Genomic DNA, 24,431 nt, shown 5'->3' with positions numbered 1-24,431 from the left:
CTCTCTCGTTCAGTTCTGAGATATGAGGTGTCGGTGCTGCAGCCTACATTAAAATGTTCTATCGTCAAGGATTGATGTATGAAACATATATGTTGATGGCAACCGCAGGTCGGCTATGGGCATTTGCCAGCGGAAGATCAACCTCGAAGGAGCAAACGCGGTCCGGGCCCGTCATGCCCGCTCGCCGGGAACCGGGAGAATATCCGCCTCCGCGACGCAATAAGGCGCGTGGCGGAAATCGCGGATGCGGACGACTTCATCGCCGCGCCAGTCGATCAGCACGAAGCCGCGCACCGTATCGCCGGCTCGCGGGTTACGGATCAGGATCGCCGGCCGGGCCTCGACGAAGCCGAGTGACAACGCCCAGTCGCTCATGCGGTCGTAATTGCCGAAATACGTCGAGGCTTCCTTCTTGCCGTTGAGGCGGGCGCGGTTGACGACGTCGACCTGAATGTCCTCGGCGATCAGCATCCTCACCCCGTCGAAATCGCGCGCGTTGAACAGGTCGACATAGCGGCGCAGCCGACGCTCCTCCTCCGGGTCGAGCTTCGGCATGGTCATGTCGTCCGGCAACGCCGCCATCGCCTTCAACTCCGCCCGGCCGCGATGCAGCGCCGCCTTGACGGCGGCAAGCGTCGCGCCCGTCACCTCGCAGGTCTCATGCAGGCTGAGGCCGAGCACGTCGACTAGGATCACGGCGCTGCGCTGCGCCGGCGTCAGCCGCATGAAGCTGCGCAGGCTCATGGCAGTCGCGAGCCTCGTCTCGGCGCTGGCGGAGAGGTCCGCTATCGCGGTCATGTCGGTCTCGCTCATTCGCGAACGCTCTCGCTGGCGGCGGCGCAGATGATCCTGCGCCGCATTGTGGGTGATGCGGAACAGCCATTGCTCGGGACGCTCGACGCGCGCACCGCTATCATGGGCGGCAAGCGCCTTCACCACCGCCTCCTGCACGATGTCCTCACCCTCGATCGCCGAGCCGGCCATGCGGGCGGCGTAGCGATGCAGTTTCGGCCGCAGGCCGACAAGCATGGCTTCAAGTTCCGCGCGGCCGAACCCTGCTGAGCTCATCGTCCTCTTTCTCGCCTCGCCGATCACAAGCCGGCCCTGGTCAGGCGGGCACGGCTTCATCGGCTTTGGCCAGCATACGATAGTTGCCGACGATCTTCGCCGGCGACCTCGCCAGCGGTGTCGAACGCCGCCCGGCATGATCGGCGCCGAACGCCTTGAACGCGTCCAGCTCGGTCAGCGCCGAACTGTCCCTGTCGTAGCCGACGAGGTGGACGAACTCGCCATTCTCCAGTTCGAGCACCAGATAGCGCACCGATTGCGGCTGCGTTTCATCCAGCGCCTCGAACACCTTTGCCACCAGCGCCCGGTTCTCGGCGGTGCTGGCGTCTTTTACGCCGTAGCGGATTAGGTTGTAGGTCATGGTCGTCTCCTGTTTGCGGATCTGCGTGAGGAAGACGTTCCATGGGCCCGAAAGGATTCCCGGGCGGGTTGCTATCTTTCGATTCGTCTCCTGCGATCAGCCGCTTCCGCCGATCATGGAGACGATCGTGTCGTCGCCGGCCGATTGCGGTCGCATCCGGCCGCTGGCCAGCTCGATCGACAGTTTGCATAAGGCCGAGTTGACGGGTGTCACCATGCCGTTGAGCCGCCCGAGAAGGACGATCTCGCCATTGAGGAAGTCCGTTTCGAGGGACCCGGTCCCGCGCACGATGCTTTGCAGCGTCGACGACCCGACGCGCACGCGGCCCGGGACCGTGCCGATTGTCAATTCTTCACGGGCCATGGCGTCGGTCTTGTCCCAGTCGATTCCAGCCGCGCTCAGCACGGCCTCGGCTTCGGCTCGTGCCTTCGCATACCATTTCCGCTGCAGCTCGGTATCCCCGAGCGCGGCGTCGATGATGTTTCGAAGGTTGGCCAGCAGCTTGCGATATTTGCTGCTCATCACATTGTCCCTGGGGTCGACGATGAAACCGGACGCGCTCAGAACCCCGCACAGTTTCTCGACTGTGCCGTCTATTCCGGAAGGATAGCGGCCGATATCGAAGGCGCCGATCCTGGGCGCGAAATAGGCCGCTACCTGGCCAGGCGTGTCGTAATCGGCCGGCAGCATCACCGTCGCGCCATAGACATTGGCGAAGAAACGCAACGCCAGCGGCTCGTTGGCAACGCCGTTCTGGAAACAGAATACGGGTTGCGCCGTTACGCCGGCGGCGTTGAGCCGCTGCAGTGCGCCGAGTGTGTCGGGGGTCTTCATCGTCAGGAGCACGACATCGTCCGGCCTGAAGGAAATCTCCGTCGGGTCGGCATGGACGGGAAAGCGCGCGATCCTGGCGCCTTGCGGGGTGGAAAGCGACAGCCCCGCAGCGCGGATGGCGTCGAGCTGCCTGCCGCGGGCGATGCCGAGCACCGTGTGGCCTGAAAAACTCAGCTGGGCCGCGATGGCGCCGCCGACCGCGCCGATGCCATAGACGATGATGCGCATGCTGTTCCCGCTGTGATTGGAGTTGGGACTTCGGTCGACAACGATTGACCGAAAAAGCCTACAGCGTTGTCGCTGAACCGGCGATCACCCAGGCGCTGCGTTCACGCAATCGTGGCTGCCGCCGCCCGCCCCGCGCTGCGCCCCGAAAAAATGCAGCCGCCGAGGAAGGTGCCTTCCAGCGCCGCGTAGCCGTGCACGCCGCCGCCACCGAAGCCGGCCACTTCGCCCACCGCATAGAGACCCGGCACCGGCTCGCCGGCGGAGTCGAGAACGCGGCTGTCGAGATCGGTCTGCAAGCCGCCCAGCGTCTTGCGGGTCAGGATGTTGAGGCGCACCGCGATCAGCGGGCCGTTCGCCGGATCGAGCATCTTGTGCGGCCTGGCGGTGCGGATCAGCTTGTCGCCGAGATAGGCGCGCGCGCCGCGCAGCGCGGTGATCTGCGCGTCCTTGGAGAATGGATTGTCGAGTTGCATGTCGCGGGCGCGGATCTCGCGCTTGACCTGGGCGACCTCCAGCAGCGGCGCGCCGCCGGCCAGCGCGTTCATGCGCGCCACCAGCTTTGCAAGGTCAGCCTCGACGATGAAGTCCTCGCCCTTTTCCATGAACGCCTTCACCGGGCCGGGAATGCCGCTTGTTGCGCGCCCCAGCACCTGCCGCCAGCTTTTCCCCGTGAGGTCGGGGTTCTGCTCGGAGCCCGACAGCGCGAACTCCTTCTGGATGATTTTTTTGGTCAGGATGAACCAGGAATAGTCGAAGCCGGTGCTCATGATGTGGCTGAGCGTGCCGAGCGTATCGAAGCCCGGGTAGAGCGGCACCGGCAGCCTTTTGCCGCGTGCGTCGAGCCAGATCGACGAGGGGCCGGGCAGGATGCGGATCGCGTGATCCGTCCAGATCGGCGCCCAGTTCTTGATGCCCTCGACATAGTGCCACATGCGGTCGCGGTTGATGATCGAGCCGCCGGCAGCCTCGGTGATCGCCAGCATGCGCCCGTCGACATGGTCGGGCACGCCGGTGATCATGCGCTTTGGCGGCGCGCCGAGGCGCTCAGGCCAGTTCCTGCGCACCAGCTCGTGGTTGCCGCCGATGCCGCCGGAAGCCACGATCACCGCTTGTGCATGGAGCTCGAAGTCTCCGGTCACGGCGCGCGAGCTTTTGTGGCCGCGCTCGACGCTGCTCTGCTCCAGCACGTCGCCGCGCACGCCGGTGACGGTGTCGCCAGTGCGGACGATCTCGTTGACCCGTTGGCGGAACCTGAACTCCACCAGCCCCTTCTTCTGCGCCTCGCGCACGCGCAGCACGAAAGGTTCGAGCACGCCGGGCCCGGTTCCCCAGGTGATGTGGAAGCGCGGCACCGAATTGCCGTGGCCGGTCGCATTGCCGCCGCCGCGCTCGGCCCAGCCGACCACGGGGAAGAATTTCAGGCCGCGCTCGATCAGCCATGAGCGCTTCTCGCCGGCGGCGAAGCCGACATAGGCCTCGGCCCATTTGCGCGGCCAGAAATCCTCCGGACGGTCGAAGGCGGCCGTGCCCATCCAGTCCTCGAGCGCGAGGTCGTGGGAATCGCGGATGCGCATGCGCCGCTGCTCGGGCGAATCGACCAGGAACAAGCCGCCGAACGACCAGAAGGCCTGGCCGCCCAGCGACTGCTCCGGCTCCTGGTCGACGATGACGATCTTCTTGCCGGCGTCAGCCAGCTCGGCCGCGGCGACGAGGCCCGCCAGCCCCGCGCCGACAATGATCACGTCCGCGTCAGCCATTTTTCCTCCGTGGCCGGCAAAGCAATTCCAGGAAAGGCGGTTTTCCGTCCGGAATTGCGTCAAACAAAAGAGCTAGACGTTCTCCCAGCCGTCCTTTTCTCCAGCGCGGAAAATAGCGTCGATGACTTTCTGGTTGAGCACGGATTCCTCCAGCGTGAAGACGCGGTCCTTGCCACCCTGCGCGGCACGCACGAAAGCCTCGCATTCCAGCCGGTACTGCTGAGTGCCCGGGAAGCGGAACACCTGCGCTTCGGTGTGGTTCTGGTTGTGCAGCTCGATGCGGTGATGCTCGTAGAGCCCGGCATTGAACGGGCCAAAAACCTCGATGAAGCCGTTCTCGCCGTGGAACACCATAACCTGGCGGGCCGCCATCTGCGTCGACAGATAGAAGGACAGCTCGAAGTCGCCGAAATCGGCGCGGATCGAGGAATAGATGTCGGTGCCAAAGGTCTTGTCGCGCTCGATCGTCGCCTGCACGCGGATCGGCTCCTTGCCGGTCGAAAAGCGCGTCGACACCGTCGGATAAACGCCGATATCGGGCAGCGCGCCGCCGCCGAGATCGAGCTGGTTGCGCATGTTCTTGGGGTCGACATTGTAATAGGAAAACGCGCCCTGCACATGCCGCAGCCGGCCGATGGCGCCGCCGGCGATGAGGTCGCGCACCTTGATCCATTGCGGATGGTAGACGACCATGAAGGCCTCGCAGACCAGCACTTTCTTTTCGTCGCGCAGCTTGATCAGCGGCGGGATGTCCTTGGCGTCGAGCGCCAGAGGCTTCTCGACCAGCACATGCTTGCCCGCTTCGATCGCCTTCGCCGTCCATTCGACATGCTGCGATGTCGGCAGCGGGATATAGACGCCGTCGACGTCCTTGGAGGCGAGCAGCTCCTCGTATGAGCCGAAGGCATGGCGGGCGCCGAAACGCTCGCCCAACGCCTTGGCCTTCGACAGGTCGCGGCTGGCGATCGCCGACAGGACGCCGTTCTCCGAATCCACGATTGCCGGCAAAAGCTGCTCGCGGCCGATCTTTGCCGTCGACAGAACACCCCATCGGAACATCACGCTTCTCCATGTCGGTTTACAGGTAACGAGGTTTGCCCGAAATCGACGGAAAAGCCAATCGCAGACGCGGGCCACAAAACGCCTTCGTCATCCTCGGGCTTGACCCGAGGATCCATTCCGTAACCCTTGACGTAAAGTGCAGCGGCGCAGAAATCTGTAACCGTTGCAACGCTTTAGCGTCACGGAATGGCAACTGTGTTCACGCGAATGCGGTTTTATCGCGCATGATGGCGTTGAGGACGACCAGGAGCTTCCTTGCGACGGCGATGATGGCGAGCTTCTTGGAGCCGGAGCGGGCAGCAAGTGCGCTGTAGAAGGTCTTGAAGCGCTCACAGGTTCGAATGGCCGTGAGGGCTGCCATGTAGAGGGCGCGGCGCACGCGTGATCGCCCGCCCTGGATCTGGCTCCTGCGTGTGAGCTTGCCGCTTTTGTTGTCGAACGGGGCAAGGCCTACAAGAGCGGCGATTGCCTTGGGTGAGCGCTGGCCGAGCTCGGGCAGGAGCGCCAGCAGGGAGAATGCGCCGACCTTGGAGACACCGGGCACGGAGACCATGAGCGAATAATCGCGGGCGGTGTCCTCGGCTTGACGAATGACTTCGGCAATCTGGCTCTCGATCGCCTTGATGCGCGTGTCGAGGTAGGCGATCGTTTCTTCCAGATCGGCAATGACGATCTCATTGAAGGCCTCGGCGAGGTGCTTCTTCGCCGTTGCCCGCATCTCGACCAGTTGATCGCGGTAGCGGGCAAGCGATTGAAGCCGCTCGACTTCTTCGCGCGGCGCCGGCTCGGCCTCAGGATTATAGCGACGGCCGTAGTCGCTCAGCATCCTGGCGTCGAGAGGATCGGTCTTGGCCCGCCGTCTCGTCGACTTCGAATAGTGGTGGGTATGCGCTGGGTTGTGCCGCGAGAACGGCACGCCGGCCTTGGCCAGCGCATGGCGCAGAAGCCGGTCATGGACGCCTGTCGCCTCCATGACGACGAAGTCCCGGCTGGGGTCAAGGCCCGCCACATACGCCGCGATCGCGTCGGCCTGGTTGTCGATGCGCCGAAGACGGCCACTTGTCTCATCAAAAAAATCGAGCCACTGCTTTGAGATGTCGCAGCCGACATAGTTCTGGGCTATCATGTCCACGCCTCTTCCTGTGGTGCGGGGTCTGCTTGGAACAGCCCCGTGCAACTGTTCAGGTTGATGGTTCACCGGTGGGAAGGGACCGGGCCATGCCACGGCCTGTCCGAAAGGACGACCAGGATTCATTCGGTCTCCTTCCCACTTCAAACCATACACCAGAACCAACACACAGGATCCTAGGGTCTGCGCGCGTCGCTTCGCTCTTTGCTTCGCCCTAGGATGACGAACTCGAGGACGCGGGGCTTGGAACTACCCCCTTCTCCCCATCAGCGTCATGTCGAAGTCGACGATGTTGGAATAGAGCGGCGTGCCGACATCCATGCCGTAGCGCGACCTGAGCACCTTGCCGGTGACGTGGAACTTGATCGTCCCGCTCTTCAATCCGCCGAGCTCGGCCGTGAATTTTTCCGGAAACGTCTTGCCGCGCGCCGTCAGCCGGCCGGTGACAAGCGCCGTCGTGTCGCCGGTGCGGGTGACGCTGGTCGAGCGGAACCGGATCTCCGGATTGTTGGCCGCGTCGAACACCGCGTCGGAGCGCAAGCTTCCGCCGGTGGTTTCGCTAATCTCAGAAGTCGCAGGAAAGGCGCCGGTCTGGCGACCAGCCCCTTCTCCCCGTTCAACGGGGAGAAGATGCCGGCAGGCAGATGAGGGGCGGTGCCGACGGTTGAAAATTTGCTTATCAACCTTGAAGCGTGATCTTGCCGCACTCCTACCCGCTCACCTTGAAGAAATCCACGAACGCCCTCAGCGCCGGCCGCATCTGCCTGCGGCTCGGATAGTAGACGAAAAAGCCCTCGAAGGTCGGGCACCAATCCTCCAGCACGCGGATCAGCCGGCCGTCGGCGAGCGGCGCTCGCACATAGGGCTCGAAGACGAAGGCAAGCCCGGCGCCGTCGACCGCCGCCTGGGCGATCAGGTGATCCTCGTCGAGGATCAGCGGCCCCTCGACCGCGATCTCGATTTCCTCGCCGTCCTTCTCGAATTCCCAGCGGTAGAGGATACCGCTGGAGAAGCGGAAGCGGATGCAGCGGTGGTCGGCCAGCTCGCTCGGATGGCGCGGCTTCGGCATCACCGCGAAATAGGATGGCGCTGCGACCACCGCGCCGCGGATATTCGGCCCGATACGGACCGCGATCATGTCGCGCTGCAGGCTTTCGCCGAGCCGCACGCCGGCATCGAAACCGCCTTCGACCACGTCGGTGAAGCGATCCTCGATGACGATCTCCAGCACGATGTCGGGATAGGCGGCGGCGAAGTCGGCAAGCCGTGGCGTCAGCACCAGATGCGCGGCGGTGCGCGGTACGGTCAGCCGCAGATTGCCAGCCGGCCGGTCGCGCGCCTCGACCGCCGTTTCCAGCGCCAGATCGATCTCCGACAGCGCCGGCCTTAGCCGTTCGAGCAATTGCGCGCCTTCCTCGGTCGGCGCGACGCTGCGCGTGCTGCGGGCCAGCAACCGCACGCCGAGCCGTGCTTCCAGGCTCGACACGGCATGACTGACCGCCGACGGCGCGATGCCGAGCTCGCGCGCCGCGCGGCGGAAGCTGGCGCATTGGGCGACGGTGGCGAGCACGGCGAGCTGGGAGAGGTTGGTCCGGTTCATTGTTCTATTTTATAGAGCAAGCCGTGCGAAAGAGAACCGATTATCGAACGGATCGCAAGACGTTATCTCCCTCCCACCGCAACAAGGAGATGCGTGATGAAAACCCGCAAGCTAGGAACTGAACTCGAAGTCTTCCCCGTCGGCCTCGGCTGCATGGGCATGAGCTTCGGCTATGGCGGCCAGCCGGAGGCGGAAGCCATCGCCACGCTGCGCCGCGCCGTCGAGATCGGCGTCACCTTCTTTGACACCGCCGAAGTCTATGGTCCGTTCGAGAACGAGATCCTGCTCGGCAAGGCGCTGAAGCCGGTGCGCGATCATGTGACGATTGCCACCAAATTCGGTTTCAAGATTTCCGAGCACGGCTCGGGCATGGACCGCATGATCGGCGTCGACAGTCGCCCCGAGCACGTCAAGGCAGTGGCCGAAGCCTCGCTCAAGCGGCTCAATACCGACGCGCTCGACCTCTACTATCAGCACCGCGTCGACCCCAACGTGCCGATCGAGGACACGGTCGGCGCCATGGCCGAGCTGGTGCGCGAAGGCAAGGTGCGGGCGCTCGGTCTGTCGGAGGTGAGCGGTGCGACGCTGCGTCGGGCGCATGCCGTGCATCCGATCGCTGCGGTGCAAAGCGAATATTCGCTGTGGAGCCGCGATCCGGAGGACGAGGTCTTTGCCGTCTGCCGCGAGCTCGGCATCGGTTTTGTCCCCTACAGCCCACTCGGCCGCGGCCTGCTCACCGGCACGATCGGCAAGCCGGACGCGCTCGGCGCAGGCGACTGGCGCCGCACCCTGCCGCGCTTCCAGGCCGAAGCGATGGCAGCCAACAACGCGGTCATCGCCGTGCTGGAAAAGCTGGCGGCTGAAAAGGGCGTCACGCCGGCGCAGCTGACGCTCGCCTGGGTGCTGCACCAGGGCGATTTCATCGTGCCGATCCCCGGCGCAAGGAAGATACGCCATCTGGAGCAGAACACGGCCGCGGCCGGCATCGAGCTGAGCGCGGCGGAAGTAGCGGCGATCGGCGATGCGCTGTCGCCCGACAAGGTCGTCGGCAAGCGCTACACGGAGGAATTGTTGGCACTGGTGAATGGGTGAAGGTGGCAAGGGCGCTTCGGCGCCCTTTTTGTTGACAGCTCGGCGCGCGGCCCCCCTCTCTGTCCTGCCGGACATCTCCCCCTCAAGGGGGGAGATTGGCAGTTCAGACGCCTCGCTTCTCCTTGCAATGTTGGCGATTGGCGAAAGCCGGCGCGACATCCGATCTCCCCCCTCGAGGGGGAGATGTCCGGCAGGACAGAGAGGGGGGCCTCGCGCCGACCTATCTTATCTCTGTGCCCCTACCACGCCACCACACCAATCTCCGGCCAGTAGTCCCGCGCCCTTTTCCCCTTGGCTTCATGTGTCCGCTGATTGTCCAGCACCCTGTTCGGCGTAATCCGAAACGAAAAAATGTCGTCGAGCCCGAATGGCGCCACCAGCTCCAACGCACCGTCCCGTCCGAACCGCACCCCGACCGCATGCGTCTTCGAGGCAAAATAGCTCACCGGCTCGCTCGCGCTCGCATAGCGCGGGCACTCCTGCCCGAATTTCTGCGGATACCACAGATGCACCCGCGCCTGGTTGCGCACCTCGACCGGCAGCGACAGTCCCGCGAAATGCTTCGCCGCCCGGCGGATCACCGCATCCTCTGCCTCGTAGGAAAGGTCGGCGTCGTCGAAATAGAACAGGTCGACATCCTTTATGCCGTATCCAGGCGGCTTGCCGGTCAGATGGTTCCAGACGCTGTTGTAGAGCGCGCCGGAAACCACCAGCCAATCCGGCAGCGCAAGCTCACGAACCCGCGGCAGCGTCTCGCTGAGCACTGGATCGGCCGCGACGATGGCGAGGAAGGCCGCGCGCTGTTCTTCGAAGGAAAGGCCGGAATAGCGGAGATGGTCCATCGCCCTTTGGAGGGCGATTCGCCATCGCTCCGCAATTCTGAATTCTTTAGGTCCGCAGCACGCCGCCCGTCTGCTTGTTGACGTTCTCGACGATGCGCTTTGCCAGCGCCTCGAAATCCTCGTCGGTCAGCGTCTTTTCGACCGGCTGGATCGACACTTCGATGGCGATCGACTTCTTGGCCGCCCCCAGCGAGGCGCCTTCGAACACGTCGAACACCGAAACGCCGGTGACCAGCTTCTTGTCGGCGGCTAAAGCCGCACGCACCAGCGTGCCGGCCTCGACCGTCCGGTCGACGACGAAGGCGAAATCGCGCTTCACAGCCTGGAAGGGCGAGAGCTCCAGCTTCGGCTTGGTGCGCGTCGGCTTGGCCTTCGGCTCCGGCACGGCGTCGACGAAAACCTCGAAGCCGCAGAGCGGACCGGACACGTCCAGCCCGTCCAGCGTTTTCGGATGGAATTCGCCGAAGGTGCCGAGCACGGTCTTGGGGCCGAGCTTGATCGTACCCGAGCGTCCGGGATGATACCAGGCGGGACCGCCCGGCTCGATCTGCAGCCGGTCGACCGGCGCACCGCAGGCCTCGAGCGCCGCGATCGCGTCCGCCTTGGCGTCGAACACGCCAACCGGACCGGCATTGCCGGCCCAGCTGCGCCCCGAACCGTCGAGCTTGGCGGTGCCGCGCCGCACGCCGGCGGCGACGCGCCGCTGCTGTTCGGGCGCATCGCCTTCATAGGTGCCGGAGACCTCGAACAGCGCCACGTCGCCGATGCCGCGGTCGGCATTGCGCTGCGCGGCCGCGATCAGCCCCGGCAGCAGCGAGGGCCGCATGTCGGACATGTCGGCGGCGATCGGGTTGGCGAGCTTGAGCCCCGTCTGGCCGCCGCCGAACAGCTCGGCGTGTTTTGCCGGAATGAACGACCAGGTGACGGCCTCCATCATGCCGCGCACGGCGAGCGCGCGCTTGGCCGCGCGGGTGCGCACCTGCAGCGTGGTCAGGATCCTGCCGTTGACGGCGTCATGCGAGGTCAGCGGCTGGGCCAAGATGTTGTCGACGCCATGGATGCGCATCACCTCCTCGACCAGGTCGGCCTTGCCGTCGACATCCGGCCGCCAGGACGGCACCTCCACTTTGACGACGTCGCTCAGTCCTTTCGGCTCGAAGCCGAGCCGGGTCAGGATGCCGAGAGCTTCCTCTCTCGGCACCTCGATGCCGGTCAGCCGTTTCACTTCCGACAGCGGGAACGAGACGATCTTCGGCTTGTGGCCGGCATAGCCGGCCACCTCGATTTCAGAAGGCGTGCCGCCGCAGAAATCGAGCACCAGCTTGATCGCGAGCTCCACGCCCGGCACCATGAATTCCGGGTCGACGCCGCGCTCGAAGCGGTAGCGCGCATCGCTGATGATGCCGAGCGCGCGGCCGGTCCGCGCGGTGGTGATCGGATCCCAGAGCGCCGATTCGATCAGCACGTCGGTGGTGTTCTCGTCGCAGCCCGAGTGCTCGCCGCCCATGATGCCGGCGATCGATTCCACGCCATTGTCGTCGGCGATCACGCACATTTCCGGCGTCAGCGTGTATTCGCGCCCGTCCAGTGCCAGCACCTTCTCGCCGTCCTTGGCGCGCCGCACCACGAGGTTGCCGGCGACCTTGGCGGCATCGAAGACATGCAGCGGCCGGCCGCGGTCGAAGGTGACGTAGTTGGTGATGTCGACCAGAGCGCTGATCGGGCGAAGCCCGATGGCGATCAGCCGCTGCTGCAGCCATTTCGGCGACGGACCGTTCTTGACGCCCTTCACCAGCGTCAGCGCGAAGCCGGGGCAGAGCTCAGGCGCCTCGATCGTGACCTTGACCGGGCACAGGCCATCGCCGGCATGCGGCATGATCCCGCCACCGGTGAGCCGGCCAAGCCCGCTCGCCGCGAGGTCGCGCGCGATGCCGTAGACGCTGGTCGCGTCCGGCCGGTTCGGCGTAAGGTTGATCTCGATCACCGGATCGTCGAGATGCGCGTAGGCGGCAAAGCTGGTGCCGACCGGCGCATCCTGCGGCAGATCGATGATGCCGTTATGCTCGTCGGAGATTTCCAGCTCGCGCTCCGAGCACATCATGCCGTGGCTTTCGACGCCGCGGATCTTGCCGACCGAGAGCGTCACGTCGATGCCGGGAACATAGGTGCCGGGCGCCGCGAAGGCGCCGATCAGGCCTGCGCGGGCGTTGGGCGCGCCGCACACGACCTGCACCGGCGGCTTGCCGTCGCCGGTGTCGACGGTCAGCACACGCAACCGGTCGGCGTCGGGATGCTGCACCGCAGTCAGCACCTTGGCGATGACGAAGGGCTTCAGGCCGGCCTTGTCGTCGACATGCTCGACTTCGAGGCCGATCGCGGTCAGCCGCTCGACGATTTCGGCCAGAGAGGCGTCGGTCTCGAGATGGTCCTTGAGCCAGGAGAGGGTGAATTTCATGGTTCTGTTCCGTTTGGTCCTTGCCCGTCCGACCCTTGTTGGTTGGGGCGGGGCACGCTGGTCTTCAGATGTCTGGGCAGATCGTCCGGCATGTGCAGGAAGGGCAGCTGCTCACGCACATAGGCATGCAGCGTCGGCTTGAAATAGGCCGGCATGTCCATGGCGCCGAGCATGAAATAGATCTGGTTGTCGAGCCGCTGGTCGATATAGGCGATCGGGGAGCCGCAGATGCCGCAGAACGAGCGCTCCACCGGACCGTTGCGGTAGCTTTTCAGCGATTTGCCGTTGAGCGCGACCTGGTCGGCCATGAAGCCGACAAAGGCCGACACCGGCGCGCCCGTGGCGCGCCGGCAATCGCCACAATGGCAATAGCTGATGTGGTGCGGCTCGGCCGAGGCCTCGAACCGCACCGCGCCGCAGCGGCAACCCCCGGTGTGGGGTGCGGTCATGTCGACAATCCCCCGAACAGCGTCGGCAGGTCGAGCGGCCTGAAGCCGTAATGCGAAAGCCAGCGCACGTCGGCGTCGAAGAAGGCGCGCAGGTCCGGCATGCCGTATTTCAACATGGCGATGCGGTCTATGCCCATGCCCCAGGCAAAGCCCTGATATTCGTCGGGATCGAGCCCGCCGGCGCGCAGCACGTTGGGATGGACCATGCCGCAGCCCAGGATCTCCATCCAGTCGGAGCCCTCGCCGAAGCGCACTTCGCCCGGACGCGAACGGTCGCACTGGATGTCGACCTCGAGGCTGGGCTCGGTGAATGGGAAGAAGGACGGGCGGAAGCGCATCTTGACCGACGGCACCTCGAAGAAGGCCTTGCAGAACTCCTCCAGCACCCACTTCATGTTGGCGACGTTCGCGGTCTTGTCGACCACCAGTCCCTCGACCTGGTGGAACATCGGCGAGTGGGTAGCGTCGGAATCCTGTCGGTAGGTCTTGCCGGGGATGACGATGCGGATCGGCGGCCTCTGCCGCTCCATGGTGCGGATCTGCACGGGCGAGGTGTGCGTGCGCAAAAGCTTGCGCTCGCCCTTCTCATCCGGCTGGAAGAAGAAGGTGTCGTGCATTTCGCGCGCCGGATGACCCTCGGGGAAATTCAGCGCGGTGAAATTGTAATAATCGGTCTCGATATCCGGACCTTCGGCAATCGCGAAGCCGAGGTCGCCGAAGATCGCCGCGATCTCGTCGATCACCTGGCTGATAGGATGGATGCGGCCGCGCTCGGCCGGCGACTGGCGGACGGGGAGCGTGACATCGACCTTCTCGGCAGCGAGCCGGGCGGCGATTGCCACATCCTTGAGCTCCGCCTTGCGCGCGGCGAGCGCCTCGGTGACGCGGTTCTTCAGGCCGTTGATCGCCGGGCCCTTCACCTGGCGCTCTTCCGCGCTCATCGCGCCCAGCGTCTTCAGCATTTCGGAGACCGAGCCCTTCTTGCCCAGCGCCGAGACGCGCACCGCCTCAATCGCCGGCTCGTCGGCCGCGGCCGCGATTTCGGCTAGAAGGGAATTTTCAAGTGTATCCAAGCCGGTAGTTGCGTCGTTCACGGTCAAACTCGCTTCGTTGGAAATCACGCTAAAGGTGAAAATCACTTTAAACGTGACAGGTCAGGCGCAAAAAAGAACCCGCGCCAGCCGTGCCAGCGCGGGTTCCCCAAATCAGTACTAAAAATGCTTGGGAAGCGCTGGCTTAGGCGACAGCGCTCTCAAAAGCATTCGGCGTGGTGTTCTTCAGATATTCGAGCGCGACCTTGGCCTTCGCGACCAGCGCGGCGAAAGCCTGCGGCTCGTGGATGGCCATGTCCGAAAGAACCTTGCGGTCGATCTCGATGCCGGCCTTGTTGAGGCCGTCGATGAAGCGGCCATAGGTCAGGCCGTGCTCGTGCGTCGCGGCGTTGATGCGCTGGATCCACAGCGCGCGGAACGAGCGCTTGCGGTTCTTGCGGTCGCGGTAGGCGTACTGCAGCGACTTTTCCACCGCCTGCTTGGCGATGCGGATGGTGTTCTTGCGGCGGCCGTAGAAACCCTTGGCGGCTTTCAGGACCTTCTTGTGCTTGGCGTGGGCGGTGACGCCTCTCTTTACGCGTGCCATGTCATGATCTCCTTAAAAAGCAATTCCAGGAAAAGTGTCTAGCGGTTTTCCGTTCGGAATTGCGTCAAACAAATGCGTCCAGGCCGAATGCTCAGAGGCCGTTCGGCAGAAAATTCTTGATGACCTTCTTGCCGTCCGGTTCAGCCAGAACCATCGTGCCGCGGGCATCGCGAATGAACTTGTTGGAACGCTTGATCATGCCGTGGCGCTTGCCGGCGGCAGCCGACAGCACCTTGCCGGTGGCAGTAATCTTGAACCGCTTCTTGGCGGCCGATTTGGTCTTCATCTTGGGCATTTTGCTACTCCGTATTGGTGGCGCACCATCGCGCTTCTTTTTCGCTTCGGGCCGACCAAAGCCCGAAAAGCAAATGAAACCGCCACGGCATGCCCTGCCGGGCGGTTTTCTTGGAACGGCGGTCCTATAGATCAAAGACGGCCTGTACGCAACACCTCAAGCCATGCGACGCGCTGTCCTGGCTGCGCGCCGTTCCTACGGCAGCGTGAACCACACCGGCAGCATCCCCGACTGCTGCATGCCGTCGATCAGTTCGAAGGCCGGCAGCGCCACCAGGAACACCAGCCCGTCGAGCAGCGTGTTCAGGAGCAGGCGGGGCTTGAAGCTGCCGGTATCGCCTTCCTGATAGAGCGAAAGGTTCGGGAAGAAGCGCGGCACCCTGGCGAGATAGGCCTGGTAGGACTCGCCGAGCACTTCCTTGAGATACCGCTCCTCGCGCAGGATGACGATGTGGAAGGCGCCGGCGCAGAGCAGCGAAAACAGGACGATGCCGCTGAACGAGCCGATCTGCGCGCCGACGCCGGCGGCAGCGACCGTCGAAAACAGGTAGAGCGGGTTGCGGGTGATCGAATAAGGCCCGCCGGTGACCACTTCGGCCGACTTGCGCCCGCCGATATAGAGCGTCGACCACAGCCGTCCGACGATGCCGAGGAAGATCAGAAGCACGCCGAACATCTCGATCGACTCGTGCATCGAGGTCTCGGGCGGAAAGCTCGATTGGCCGAACAGCAATGCGCAGAACAGCACCACGATCAGCACCGCCAGCACGATCCGGCGCATGTGCTGATAGCCGCCCAACCCTTCATTCTGGTTGTCGGCCGGGACCTTCACTTCGTCGACCATGACCCATCCGATCGCATTTTGCTCGCGATCGGGAAACCCGATCGTCGATTTGTTCGCGATCGCGAAGCGATCGTCGAGGTAGCCGGCGATCGGGCTGAAAACAGGCGCCCCGCCGATCGCCGGGACGCCGTGCCCGGCAATTCGGGCGGATTTTAGAGCGGGATACGAAGAGCCCGGCAACTCTCGAAACCGTGATAGACGCTTTGACGGCCGCGCCTTTCCCGGTCAGCGCGGCGCCAGCACCATCATCATCTGGCGGCCTTCGAGCTTCGGCTCCGCCTCGACCTTGGCGATCGTCGCAACTTCCTCGCGCACCTTGTTCAGAAGCTGCATGCCGAGTTCCATATGCGCCATCTCGCGGCCCCGGAAGCGCAGCGTCAGCTTGACCTTGTCGCCTTCCTCGAAGAAGCGCCGCACGGCCTTCATCTTGGTCTCGTAGTCATGGCTGTCGATGTTCGGGCGCATCTTGATCTCCTTGATCTCGATGACCTTCTGGTTCTTGCGCGCTTCGGCCGCCTTCTTCTGGTTGGCGTATTTCAGCTTGCCGAGATCGAGGATCTTGACGACCGGCGGTACCGCGTTGGGCGATATCTCGACCAGATCGAGCCCGGCCTCTTCAGCCAGCAGCAATGCGTCGTTGATGGAAACATCGCCTCGGTTCTGGCCGTCGGCGTCGATAAGCTGGACCCGGGGCACCCGGATGTCTCGGTTGGAGCGCGGCCCGTCCTTGGTGGGTGCCGCTGCTTTGAAAGGTCTGCGAATGGTCGTGGTCTCCTCGGCCGTTTCGTTCTGGGTTCTTTAGACAAAAAATAGGTGGACGCGCCTATGTGGTGAGCGCGGGGCGTGAGTCAATAGCATAGCCCCGCCGGAAAATCACCTGCCGCCTGGCAATTGTCTGCACCAAGCAAAGAAATGCCGCGAGCACTTTTCGTTGAACCACCGCCTGTGCCAAAAGACCGGCCGAGAGGACAAGCTCATGGCCGCCAGCGCTCCGGTTTTCATCGATGTGGACGGGTCGGACATCGCCGTCAGGCAGGCGCCTGGCGCTGCGCCCGGCGTGGTCTGGCTCGGCGGCTACAAGTCCGACATGCTGGGCACGAAGGCGGAGACGCTTGCCGCCTGGGCCGCTCGCGACGGCCGTGCCTGTCTGCGCCACGACTATTCCGGCCATGGCGAATCGGGCGGCGCGTTCGCCGACGGCACGATCTCCAGATGGCTGGCCGAGAGCCTTGCCGTCTTTCGCCGGTTTAGCCAGGGCAAGCAGATACTGGTCGGCTCCTCGATGGGGGCGTGGATCGCGCTGCGCATGGCGCAGGAACTGCGCAAGGCGGGCGACACGAGGATTGCCGGCCTCGTTCTGCTCGCCCCGGCGCCTGATTTCACCATCGAGCTGATCGAGCCGGTGTTGACCGACGCGCAGCGCCGCGATCTCGAGGAAAAAGGCTTCTTCGCCGAGCCGTCCGACTATTCGGACGAGCCTTATATCTACACGCGCGCGCTGATCGAGGATGGCCGCGCCAACCGGGTGATGACCGGGCCGATCGACACCCATTGCCCGGTGCACATCCTGCAGGGCCTGGCCGATCCGGACGTGCCTTCGGGCCATGCGCTGAAGCTGGCCGCGATGCTGCCCGCCGACGACGTGACGCTGTCGCTGATCCCGGACGGCGACCATCGCCTGTCCCGCCCCGAGGATCTCGATATGCTCAAGCGAGCCGTAGGCGACATGGTCAAGCGAGCCGCGGGATAATGCGCATCTCCATCCCGATATCCGCCTTCGTCGCGGCGATCGTCGGCTTCGGCGGCACGCTGGCCCTCGTCATCGCCGCCGCCAAGGCGGTCGGCGCCACGCAGATCGAGACCGCAAGCGGCGTGACGGCGATCTGCCTGGCCATGGTCGTGGAATGCCTGTGGCTATCCTGGCGCACCAAGATGCCGGTGATCACCGCATGGTCGACGCCCGGCCTGGCGCTGATCGCGGCCTCCATCGGTTTTACCATGCCGCAGGCCGTCGGCGCCTTCATCGTCACCGGCATCCTTTTGGTCGCCACCGGCCTGTTCGGACCGCTGACCCGGCTGATCGCGAAGATCCCGGCCTCGGTCGCGTCCGGCATGCTGGCCGGCATCCTGGTGAGCTTCGCCGTCAATGCGGTGAAGGCCATTCCAGCCGACCCTTGGCTGATCCTGCCCTTGATCGCCGCCTTCTTCGTCATCCGCCTGTTCAACCCGGCTTTATCGGTGCTGGTGGTGCTGATCGGCGGCGGCCTCGCCGCTTTCCTTACTGGCCGCGTCGGCAGCCTGCCGGCGCCGGAACTGTCGACATTGACGTTCATTGCGCCGCAATTCACCGCCTCGGCGATCATCGGCCTTGCCCTGCCGCTCTATCTGGTCACCATGGCATCCCAGAACCTTTCCGGTCTCGCCGTGCTGCGCGCCGCGGGCTATCATCCGGAGCCCGGTCCTCTGATCGGCGTCACCGGTCTGTTTTCGCTGCTCTCGGCGCCGTTCGGCGCCGCGACCACCAATCTTGCGGCGATCTCGGCCGCCATCTGCACCGGCCCCGATGTCCATCCCGACCCTGCCGAGCGCTGGAAGACCGGGCCGTTCTACGCGCTCGCCTATCTCATCTTCGCGATCTTCGGCGCCTCGCTCGTGGCGATCTTCGCCGTCCTGCCGCAAAGCCTGATCGTGCTGGTCGCGGGGCTCGCCTTGACGGCGCCCTTGGCCAACGCGCTGTCGATCGCGCTGAAGGACGAGGCCGAACGCATGCCGGCCACCGTCACCTTCGCCGTGACGGCTTCGGGGCTCACGCTCTTCGGCGTCGGCGCCGCATTTTGGGGGCTGGTCGCCGGAATGGCAGTGCTTTTCCTCGAGAAGCTCAAAAAGCGATAATCATTTCAGGTGCTTCGCCGGTTTTGGCCGGGTTTGCCTTGAATAGCCGATTTCGCCTTCCCATTTCGATTCCACGCAGCCGGTTTGGCTGTCTCCAATGGAAGGATTGGGAGAAAATGAACACAAGTGCATTGATCCGTCCGGCCTGGACGCCGGCCACCATCGCGCTGATGGTCATCGGCTTCATGGTGTTCTGGCCGCTCGGCTTCGCCATGCTCGCCTACATCATCTGGGGCGATCGGTTGGAAGGCTTCAAGCGCGACGTCAACCGCGCCACGGACGGCATCTTCGCCGGCTGCCGCCGCGGTTCCGACAAGGCGGCCCGCTGGGGCCACGGCTCGGCCCGCACCGGCAACGTCGCCTTCGACGACTGGCGCGAGAAGGAACTCGAGCGCCTCGCCGAGGAGCGCCGCAAGCTCGACGAGATGCTGACCGAGTTCGATGACTACGTCCGCGAACTCCGCCGCGCCAAGGACCAGGACGAGTTCGACCGCTTCATGGCGAACCGCAACAAGTCGACCGCGCCGACCCCCACCGGCTCGACCGACAAGACCGCTCCCAAGCGCGGCAAGGGCACGACCCTGCTCGACGACTAAGATCCGGCGACAGGTCTTAGGCTGATAAAACGGCGTCGCGCGAGCGGCGCCGTTTCTTTTTTGTTCTCCATGTGCCTTCCCTCCACTGGCCGTTTTTTTCGAATCGCGTATCGTCCAGCCATGACCCTCGGCTTCTTTCGCAATCTGACCAAGCCAAAGCCCACGCCTGTCGTGGAGCGCGAACATTGCGTCGCCGGCCGCACGCTGCCGCTGAAAATCGTCGAAAGCGCCAGGGCCCGGCGGCTCACGCTGCGCATCGATTCGGGCGGCCAGGGCCTGCGCGTCACCGTGCCGCCGGGCCTGCGCCGGGGCGAGGTGGAGAAATTCCTCGACCGCCATCAGGACTGGCTGGAACAGCGGCTGGCCAAGGTGCCGACGAGGCCGCAGGTGCGCCCGGGCATCAGGATCCCGATCCGCGGCGTGCCGCACCGTATCGTGCATGAGTCTTCGAGGCGCGGCACCGTCACCGTCGCGCGCGACGAGCGCGGCCCGCTCCTGATCGTCCATGGCGAGCGCATCCACCTGCCGCGCCGCATCGCCGATTACCTCAAGCGCGAGGCCAAGAAGGAGATCGAGAAGCTGGTGGTGAAGCACACCGAGGCGATCGGCAAGCGCGCCAAGGCGATAAGGTATAAGGATACCTCCAGCCGCTGGGGGTCATGCACCTCGGAGGGCAATCTCTCCTTCTCGTGGCGCATCATGATGGCGCCGCCGGCGGTGATAAACTACCTGGTGGCGCATGAGGTGGCGCATCTGAAAGAGATGAACCACGGCCCGAAATTCTGGAAACTGTGCGAGAAGCTCTGCCCCGACACCGACCGCTGCAAGGATTGGCTGAAGCGGAATGGTGGGGCGTTGCAGGCGATTGTGTTCGAGTAGCTACTCTGATGTTGCGCGCGGATGCGCGCGCAACATCTAGACGCCGAGTTCCTTCGCGCCCCCCTCTGCCCTGCCGGGCATCTCCCCCACAAGGGGGGAGATTGGCAGCTTCGGCGCCCCGCTCTTCCTGCCGCGCTGGTGATTGGCGAAAGCCGGCGTGACGTCTGATCTCCCCCCTTGTGGGGGAGATGTCCGGCAGGACAGAGGGGGGCGCTGTCCCGCCGACCTCCTGCTATTTTGCGCTTATACCCACGCCGGCGTTGATCGCTCAATCGTCATTCGCCGCATTCAGCTCCTCCGGCCGCAGTCCTTCCTCGGAATGCGGCCAGGGCAGGAAATTCCGATCGAACGCATCGCTGCCGAAATACTCCAGCGCCCGGTGCGCCTCGGCGCCGTTATAGGCGGCCTTGTCCATCAGATGCGCGATCACCTCGCGCGCCTGCGCGATCTTCTGCTTGAGTTCGGCGACGGTCCGGTCGGCCATGCTTATCGTTCTCCCGCCTGTGGTTCCTATATCAACGTAGTGTTTTCCGCAGAACCGGCAACAGCATGCTTTTTCTCGACTCTTTGGCCGTTTCGTGCCAATCCCGCGCCATGACGCTCGACATCAAGATCTGCGGATTGAAGACCGACGCCGCGATGACCGCCGCGCTTGCCGGCGGCGCCAGCCATGTCGGCTTTATTTTCTTCGCCAAGAGCCCGCGCTATGTCGAGCCCGCCGAGGCCGGGCGCCTGCGCGAAGCGGCGCGCGGCAAGGCCAAGGCGGTTGCCGTCACCGTCGATGCCGACGATGCCTTCCTCGACGAGATCGTCGCCAAGATGCAGCCGGACATGCTGCAGCTGCATGGTTCGGAAACGCCCGAGCGCGTGGCGGAGCTCAAGGCCCGCTATGGCCTCCCGGTCATGAAGGCGCTGTCGGTCAGCGAGGCGGCGGATCTGGCGCGGGTAAAACCCTTTGTCGGCGTCGCCGACCGCTTCCTTCTGGACTCCAAGCCGCCGAAGGGATCGCAACTGCCGGGCGGCAACGGCGTCGCCTTCGACTGGCGCATCCTTGCCGGCCTTGACGCCGGCGTCGATTACATGCTTTCCGGTGGGCTCAACGCCGCCAATATCGGCGATGCCCTGAGACAGGCCAACCCGCCCGGAATAGACGTTTCGTCCGGCGTGGAAAGCGCTCCTGGCGTCAAGGATCCGGCGCTGATCGAGCAGTTTTTCCGGGCCGTCAGGGCCGCGCGCGACGACCGCGCCGCCTGAGCACAACCAAAATCAGGAGATCGGCGATGAACAAGCCGACAATGCCCAATTCCTTCCGCACCGGCCCCGACGAGCAGGGCATGTTCGGCATTTTCGGCGGTCGTTTCGTCGCCGAAACGCTGATGCCGCTGATCCTCGATCTGGAAAGGAACTGGAACGAGGTCAAGAACGATCCAGAGTTCAAGGCCGAATTGCAGAACCTGTCGACCCATTATGCCGGGCGACCATCAAAGCTCTATTTCGCCGAAGGGCTGACGAAGCATCTCGGCGGCGCCAAGGTCTATTTCAAGCGCGAGGACCTCAACCACACCGGCTCGCACAAGATCAACAACTGCCTCGGCCAGATCCTGCTCGCCAAGCGCATGGGTAAGAAACGCATCATCGCCGAGACGGGTGCGGGCCAGCACGGCGTGGCTTCGGCAACCGTCGCCGCGCGCTTCGGCTATCCGTGCGTCGTCTACATGGGCGCCACTGACGTCGCCCGCCAGAGCCCCAACGTCTTCCGCATGAAGCTGCTTGGCGCCGAGGTGCGGCCGGTCACCGCCGGCCACGGCACGCTGAAGGACGCCATGAACGAGGCGCTGCGCGACTGGGTCACCAATGTCGAGGACACCTATTACCTGATCGGCACCGCCGCCGGCCCGCATCCCTATCCGGAGCTGGTGCGCGACTTCCAGTCGGTGATCGGCACGGAAGCCCGCGCCCAGATGCTGGAGCAGGAAGGCCGGCTGCCCGATGTCATCATCGCCGCCGTCGGCGGCGGCTCCAACGCCATCGGCCTGTTCCATCCCTTCCTCGACGATAAGGATGTCCGCATCATCGGCATCGAAGCCGGCGGGCGCGGTCTCGACGGCATCGAGCACTGCGCCTCGATGAATGCCGGCAAGCCAGGCGTGCTGCATGGCAACCGCACCTATCTGTTGCAGAATTCGGACGGCCAGATCCTCGACGGCCACTCGATCTCGGCCGGCCTCGACTATCCGGGCGTCGGCCCCGAGCATTCCTGGCTGCGCGATTCCGGCCGCGTCCAGTATGAGCCGATCCTCGACGACGAGGCGCTGGAAGCCTTCCAGCTCACCACCCGGGTCGAAGGCATCATCCCGGCGCTGGAATCGGCGCATGCCATCGCGCACGCGATGAAGATCGTGCCCAAGATGGACAAGGACCAGATCGTCATCGTCAATTTGTCCGGCCGCGGCGACAAGGACGTGCACACGGTGGCGAACATGCTGGGCATGGAGATCTGACAATGACCACCCGCATCGACCGCCGCATGGCCAAGCTCAAAGCCGAAGGCCGCCCGGCTTTGGTCACCTATTTCATGGGCGGCGACCCGGACTACGATACCGCCTTGGCCATCATGAAGGCGCTGCCGGGCGCCGGCAGCGACGTCATCGAGCTCGGCATGCCCTTCTCCGATCCGATGGCCGATGGCCCGGCGATCCAGGCGGCGGGTCTTCGAGCGCTGAAGGGCGGCCAGACGCTGGCCAAGACGCTGAAGCTGGCGTCCGAGTTCCGCGCCGGCGACGACGAGACGCCGATCGTGCTGATGGGCTACTACAATCCGATCTACATCTATGGCGTCGACCGCTTCCTCGCGGATGCCAAGGCGAGCGGCATCGACGGCCTGATCGTCGTCGACCTGCCGCCGGAGATGGATGAGGAGCTTTGCATTCCGGCGCTGAAAGCCGGCGTCAACTTCATCCGGCTGGCGACCCCGACCACCGACGACAAGCGCCTGCCCAAGGTTTTGGAAAACACCTCCGGCTTCGTCTATTACGTCTCGATGACGGGCATCACGGGCTCGGCCTTGGCCGACACCGGCAAGGTCTCGGCGGCTGTCACCCGCATCAAGGGCCATACGGCGCTGCCGGTCTGCGTCGGCTTCGGCGTCAAGACCGCCGAGCAGGCGCGTGTCATCGGCGCCTCGGCTGATGGCGTCGTCGTCGGTACGGCGATCGTCAACGCGATAGCCAATGTGCTTGGACCGAAGGGCGAGAAGACCGCCGATCCGGCCGAGGCCGTCGCCACTTTGGTCAGCGGCCTTGCCCAGGGCGTCCGCTCGGCCCGCCTTGCCGCCGCCGAATAGCCTGACTATTTGTTCTTGAGCAATTCCGGCCGGAAAACCGCCACAGACTTTTCCTGGAATAGCTTGAAGTTCTTTCCAGGACAGGAGCCGAAGCCATGAACTGGATCACCAATTACGTCCGCCCGAAGATCAATTCGATGCTCGGCCGACGCACCGACATGCCGGAAAACCTCTGGATCAAGGATCCCGAGACCGGCGAGATGATCTTCCACAAGGATCTCGAATCCAACCAGTTCGTCATCCCGGCTTCGGGCCATCACATGAAGATCTCGGCCAAGGAGCGGCTGAAATACTTCTTCGACGACGGCAAATACGAGGTGCTGGAAAACCCCAAGGTCGTTCTCGATCCGCTGAAGTTCCGCGACGAGAAGCGCTACACCGATCGCCTGAAGGAGGCGAAGGCCAAGACCAGCCTCGAAGACGCGATCCTCAACGGCGCCGGCACCATCGACGGCCTGCCGGTCATCGTCACCGTGCAGGATTTCGCCTTCATGGGCGGCTCGCTCGGCATGGCCGCCGGCGAGGCCATCGTGCATGCCTTCGAGGTCGCGCTGCAGCGCAAACGGCCGCTGATCCTGTTCGCCGCCTCCGGCGGCGCCCGCATGCAGGAAGGCATCCTGTCGCTCATGCAATTGCCGCGCACAACGGTCGGCGTCGACCGGCTGAAGGAAGCCGGCCTGCCCTATATCGTCGTGCTGACCAACCCGACCACCGGCGGCGTCACCGCCTCCTACGCCATGCTGGGCGACGTCCAGATCGCCGAACCGGGCGCGCTGATCGGCTTTGCCGGCCCGCGCGTCATCGAGCAGACCATCCGCGAAAAGCTGCCCGATGGGTTCCAGCGCGCCGAATATCTGATGGAGCACGGCATGGTCGACATGGTTGTCTCGCGCCTCGAGATGCGCCAGACCATTTCCCGGCTGTTGATGATGCTGCTCAAGATGCCGGAGGCCGAGAAGCCGCTGGCGCCGGAGATCCTGCCGCCGGCGGTAGTCAATGCCGAGGCGCGGCCGCAAGCCTGACGCGATATCGGCCTGACGCGACATCGCTCGCCGCGAACCGCGATTT

The 24,431-nt window shown here is 64.4% G+C and carries 25 protein-coding genes and 1 pseudogene; 9 read left to right on the top strand and 17 right to left on the bottom strand.

All coding sequences use genetic code 11. The annotated features are described in order from the left end of the window. Window positions 1–171: 171 nt before the first annotated feature. The 8 genes and pseudogenes from FJ417_RS07895 to FJ417_RS07860 form a co-directional block, all read right to left on the bottom strand. A complete protein-coding gene (locus FJ417_RS07895) occupies window positions 172–1,068 on the bottom strand; it encodes an RNA polymerase sigma factor (protein ID WP_140783067.1) in 897 nt (298 codons plus the stop codon). Window positions 1,069–1,108: 40 nt separating this feature from the next. Continuing rightward, window positions 1,109–1,429 (bottom strand): hypothetical protein, encoded by a 321-nt coding sequence (locus tag FJ417_RS07890; protein WP_246687413.1) that lies wholly within the window; start codon window positions 1,427–1,429, stop codon window positions 1,109–1,111. A 96-nt stretch (window positions 1,430–1,525) separates the two neighbouring features. After that, entirely contained in the window at window positions 1,526–2,491 is a 966-nt protein-coding gene (locus tag FJ417_RS07885) for a 2-dehydropantoate 2-reductase N-terminal domain-containing protein (protein ID WP_140783066.1), read from the bottom strand. Window positions 2,492–2,592: 101 nt separating this feature from the next. Continuing rightward, the gene (locus tag FJ417_RS07880) at window positions 2,593–4,248 is read right to left on the bottom strand and encodes an FAD-binding dehydrogenase (RefSeq protein WP_140783065.1); all 1,656 of its coding nucleotides are present in this window, start codon (window positions 4,246–4,248) and stop codon (window positions 2,593–2,595) included. Window positions 4,249–4,320: 72 nt separating this feature from the next. Then, on the bottom strand, window positions 4,321–5,307 hold the full coding sequence (locus tag FJ417_RS07875) for a Gfo/Idh/MocA family oxidoreductase (protein WP_140783064.1): 987 nt from the start codon (window positions 5,305–5,307) through the stop codon (window positions 4,321–4,323). Between the two features lie 202 nt (window positions 5,308–5,509). After that, the gene (locus FJ417_RS07870; protein WP_181183174.1) at window positions 5,510–6,535 is read right to left on the bottom strand and encodes a transposase; all 1,026 of its coding nucleotides are present in this window, start codon (window positions 6,533–6,535) and stop codon (window positions 5,510–5,512) included. Between the two features lie 153 nt (window positions 6,536–6,688). Further along, window positions 6,689–6,979, bottom strand: a pseudogene (locus FJ417_RS07865) (YceI family protein); the annotation flags it as partial. A gap of 169 nt (window positions 6,980–7,148) precedes the next feature. Then, a complete protein-coding gene (locus FJ417_RS07860) occupies window positions 7,149–8,039 on the bottom strand; it encodes a LysR family transcriptional regulator (RefSeq protein WP_140708536.1) in 891 nt (296 codons plus the stop codon). 96 nt (window positions 8,040–8,135) lie between these two features. Here FJ417_RS07860 and FJ417_RS07855 point away from each other — a divergent pair, with 96 nt between their 5' ends. Beyond that, window positions 8,136–9,131, top strand: a complete 996-nt coding sequence (locus FJ417_RS07855) for an aldo/keto reductase (protein ID WP_140783062.1) — start codon at window positions 8,136–8,138, stop codon at window positions 9,129–9,131. 239 nt (window positions 9,132–9,370) lie between these two features. Here the strand turns inward: FJ417_RS07855 and FJ417_RS07845 are convergent, their stop codons facing one another. From FJ417_RS07845 to infC, 8 genes are all read right to left on the bottom strand, one after another. Further along, the gene (locus FJ417_RS07845) at window positions 9,371–9,973 is read right to left on the bottom strand and encodes a nucleotidyltransferase family protein (RefSeq protein ID WP_140783061.1); all 603 of its coding nucleotides are present in this window, start codon (window positions 9,971–9,973) and stop codon (window positions 9,371–9,373) included. A gap of 46 nt (window positions 9,974–10,019) precedes the next feature. After that, window positions 10,020–12,428 carry a phenylalanine--tRNA ligase subunit beta gene (gene pheT / locus FJ417_RS07840; protein ID WP_140783060.1) on the bottom strand — a complete coding sequence of 803 codons (2,409 nt, stop codon included), beginning with the start codon at window positions 12,426–12,428 and terminating at the stop codon, window positions 10,020–10,022. Continuing rightward, window positions 12,425–12,877, bottom strand: coding sequence for a GFA family protein (locus tag FJ417_RS07835; RefSeq protein ID WP_140783059.1), 453 nt, complete (start codon window positions 12,875–12,877; stop codon window positions 12,425–12,427). Before FJ417_RS07835 ends, pheT begins: the two co-directional genes overlap by 4 nt. Next, window positions 12,874–13,971, bottom strand: coding sequence for a phenylalanine--tRNA ligase subunit alpha (pheS, locus tag FJ417_RS07830; protein ID WP_140783058.1), 1,098 nt, complete (start codon window positions 13,969–13,971; stop codon window positions 12,874–12,876). The genes FJ417_RS07835 and pheS overlap by 4 nt, the downstream gene beginning before the upstream one ends. A gap of 142 nt (window positions 13,972–14,113) precedes the next feature. Beyond that, on the bottom strand, window positions 14,114–14,515 hold the full coding sequence (rplT, locus tag FJ417_RS07825) for a 50S ribosomal protein L20 (protein ID WP_042637600.1): 402 nt from the start codon (window positions 14,513–14,515) through the stop codon (window positions 14,114–14,116). Between the two features lie 91 nt (window positions 14,516–14,606). Then, complete coding sequence (gene rpmI, locus FJ417_RS07820) at window positions 14,607–14,810, bottom strand: 50S ribosomal protein L35 (RefSeq protein WP_027166935.1); 204 nt, start codon at window positions 14,808–14,810, stop codon at window positions 14,607–14,609. Between the two features lie 195 nt (window positions 14,811–15,005). After that, window positions 15,006–15,653 (bottom strand): isoprenylcysteine carboxylmethyltransferase family protein, encoded by a 648-nt coding sequence (locus FJ417_RS07815; RefSeq protein WP_140783057.1) that lies wholly within the window; start codon window positions 15,651–15,653, stop codon window positions 15,006–15,008. A 225-nt stretch (window positions 15,654–15,878) separates the two neighbouring features. Further along, window positions 15,879–16,415 (bottom strand): translation initiation factor IF-3, encoded by a 537-nt coding sequence (infC, locus tag FJ417_RS07810; protein ID WP_095767981.1) that lies wholly within the window; start codon window positions 16,413–16,415, stop codon window positions 15,879–15,881. 214 nt (window positions 16,416–16,629) lie between these two features. Here infC and FJ417_RS07805 point away from each other — a divergent pair, with 214 nt between their 5' ends. From FJ417_RS07805 to FJ417_RS07790, 4 genes are all read left to right on the top strand, one after another. After that, window positions 16,630–17,403 (top strand): alpha/beta hydrolase, encoded by a 774-nt coding sequence (locus tag FJ417_RS07805; protein WP_140783056.1) that lies wholly within the window; start codon window positions 16,630–16,632, stop codon window positions 17,401–17,403. Beyond that, window positions 17,403–18,545, top strand: a complete 1,143-nt coding sequence (locus tag FJ417_RS07800) for a benzoate/H(+) symporter BenE family transporter (protein ID WP_140783055.1) — start codon at window positions 17,403–17,405, stop codon at window positions 18,543–18,545. The genes FJ417_RS07805 and FJ417_RS07800 overlap by 1 nt, the downstream gene beginning before the upstream one ends. Before the next feature lie 116 nt (window positions 18,546–18,661). Then, the gene (locus tag FJ417_RS07795; RefSeq protein WP_140658714.1) at window positions 18,662–19,141 is read left to right on the top strand and encodes a DUF2852 domain-containing protein; all 480 of its coding nucleotides are present in this window, start codon (window positions 18,662–18,664) and stop codon (window positions 19,139–19,141) included. Window positions 19,142–19,261: 120 nt separating this feature from the next. Then, the gene (locus FJ417_RS07790; RefSeq protein ID WP_140641790.1) at window positions 19,262–20,020 is read left to right on the top strand and encodes a M48 family metallopeptidase; all 759 of its coding nucleotides are present in this window, start codon (window positions 19,262–19,264) and stop codon (window positions 20,018–20,020) included. Between the two features lie 268 nt (window positions 20,021–20,288). Here the strand turns inward: FJ417_RS07790 and FJ417_RS07785 are convergent, their stop codons facing one another. Further along, on the bottom strand, window positions 20,289–20,504 hold the full coding sequence (locus FJ417_RS07785; RefSeq protein WP_140783054.1) for a hypothetical protein: 216 nt from the start codon (window positions 20,502–20,504) through the stop codon (window positions 20,289–20,291). Window positions 20,505–20,614: 110 nt separating this feature from the next. On the opposite strand from FJ417_RS07785, the gene FJ417_RS07780 reads away from it, so the two are divergent. The 4 genes from FJ417_RS07780 to accD all read left to right on the top strand — a co-directional run bounded on the left by FJ417_RS07780 (window position 20,615) and on the right by accD (window position 24,385). After that, entirely contained in the window at window positions 20,615–21,274 is a 660-nt protein-coding gene (locus FJ417_RS07780; RefSeq protein ID WP_140783147.1) for a phosphoribosylanthranilate isomerase, read from the top strand. A gap of 26 nt (window positions 21,275–21,300) precedes the next feature. Beyond that, window positions 21,301–22,521 (top strand): tryptophan synthase subunit beta, encoded by a 1,221-nt coding sequence (gene trpB, locus FJ417_RS07775; protein ID WP_140783053.1) that lies wholly within the window; start codon window positions 21,301–21,303, stop codon window positions 22,519–22,521. Window positions 22,522–22,523: 2 nt separating this feature from the next. After that, window positions 22,524–23,363 (top strand): tryptophan synthase subunit alpha, encoded by an 840-nt coding sequence (gene trpA / locus FJ417_RS07770; RefSeq protein ID WP_140708513.1) that lies wholly within the window; start codon window positions 22,524–22,526, stop codon window positions 23,361–23,363. A 95-nt stretch (window positions 23,364–23,458) separates the two neighbouring features. Further along, window positions 23,459–24,385 (top strand): acetyl-CoA carboxylase, carboxyltransferase subunit beta, encoded by a 927-nt coding sequence (accD, locus tag FJ417_RS07765; protein ID WP_140783052.1) that lies wholly within the window; start codon window positions 23,459–23,461, stop codon window positions 24,383–24,385. Window positions 24,386–24,431: the final 46 nt, after the last annotated feature.

The sequence above is a fragment of the Mesorhizobium sp. B3-1-7 genome (assembly GCF_006439385.1).
Lineage (GTDB): Bacteria > Pseudomonadota > Alphaproteobacteria > Rhizobiales > Rhizobiaceae > Mesorhizobium.
The sequence above is the reverse complement of the archived record's forward strand: the minus strand, read 5'-3'. Positions and strand labels throughout refer to the sequence as shown.

Excerpts from the sequence above, each read along its gene's own strand:
- FJ417_RS07895 (WP_140783067.1), bottom strand. The coding sequence starts at position 1,068 with ATGAGCTCAGCAGGGTTCGGCCGCGCGGAACTTGAAGCCATGCTTGTC.
- FJ417_RS07890 (WP_246687413.1), bottom strand. The coding sequence starts at position 1,429 with ATGACCTACAACCTAATCCGCTACGGCGTAAAAGACGCCAGCACCGCC.
- FJ417_RS07885 (WP_140783066.1), bottom strand. The coding sequence starts at position 2,491 with ATGCGCATCATCGTCTATGGCATCGGCGCGGTCGGCGGCGCCATCGCG.
- FJ417_RS07880 (WP_140783065.1), bottom strand. The coding sequence starts at position 4,248 with ATGGCTGACGCGGACGTGATCATTGTCGGCGCGGGGCTGGCGGGCCTC.
- FJ417_RS07875 (WP_140783064.1), bottom strand. The coding sequence starts at position 5,307 with ATGTTCCGATGGGGTGTTCTGTCGACGGCAAAGATCGGCCGCGAGCAG.
- FJ417_RS07860 (WP_140708536.1), bottom strand. The coding sequence starts at position 8,039 with ATGAACCGGACCAACCTCTCCCAGCTCGCCGTGCTCGCCACCGTCGCC.
- FJ417_RS07855 (WP_140783062.1), top strand. The coding sequence starts at position 8,136 with ATGAAAACCCGCAAGCTAGGAACTGAACTCGAAGTCTTCCCCGTCGGC.
- FJ417_RS07845 (WP_140783061.1), bottom strand. The coding sequence starts at position 9,973 with ATGGACCATCTCCGCTATTCCGGCCTTTCCTTCGAAGAACAGCGCGCG.
- pheT (WP_140783060.1), bottom strand. The coding sequence starts at position 12,428 with ATGAAATTCACCCTCTCCTGGCTCAAGGACCATCTCGAGACCGACGCC.
- FJ417_RS07835 (WP_140783059.1), bottom strand. The coding sequence starts at position 12,877 with ATGACCGCACCCCACACCGGGGGTTGCCGCTGCGGCGCGGTGCGGTTC.
- rplT (WP_042637600.1), bottom strand. The coding sequence starts at position 14,515 with ATGGCACGCGTAAAGAGAGGCGTCACCGCCCACGCCAAGCACAAGAAG.
- rpmI (WP_027166935.1), bottom strand. The coding sequence starts at position 14,810 with ATGCCCAAGATGAAGACCAAATCGGCCGCCAAGAAGCGGTTCAAGATT.
- FJ417_RS07815 (WP_140783057.1), bottom strand. The coding sequence starts at position 15,653 with ATGGTCGACGAAGTGAAGGTCCCGGCCGACAACCAGAATGAAGGGTTG.
- FJ417_RS07805 (WP_140783056.1), top strand. The coding sequence starts at position 16,630 with ATGGCCGCCAGCGCTCCGGTTTTCATCGATGTGGACGGGTCGGACATC.
- FJ417_RS07800 (WP_140783055.1), top strand. The coding sequence starts at position 17,403 with ATGCGCATCTCCATCCCGATATCCGCCTTCGTCGCGGCGATCGTCGGC.
- FJ417_RS07795 (WP_140658714.1), top strand. The coding sequence starts at position 18,662 with ATGAACACAAGTGCATTGATCCGTCCGGCCTGGACGCCGGCCACCATC.
- FJ417_RS07790 (WP_140641790.1), top strand. The coding sequence starts at position 19,262 with ATGACCCTCGGCTTCTTTCGCAATCTGACCAAGCCAAAGCCCACGCCT.
- FJ417_RS07785 (WP_140783054.1), bottom strand. The coding sequence starts at position 20,504 with ATGGCCGACCGGACCGTCGCCGAACTCAAGCAGAAGATCGCGCAGGCG.
- FJ417_RS07780 (WP_140783147.1), top strand. The coding sequence starts at position 20,615 with ATGACGCTCGACATCAAGATCTGCGGATTGAAGACCGACGCCGCGATG.
- trpB (WP_140783053.1), top strand. The coding sequence starts at position 21,301 with ATGAACAAGCCGACAATGCCCAATTCCTTCCGCACCGGCCCCGACGAG.
- trpA (WP_140708513.1), top strand. The coding sequence starts at position 22,524 with ATGACCACCCGCATCGACCGCCGCATGGCCAAGCTCAAAGCCGAAGGC.
- accD (WP_140783052.1), top strand. The coding sequence starts at position 23,459 with ATGAACTGGATCACCAATTACGTCCGCCCGAAGATCAATTCGATGCTC.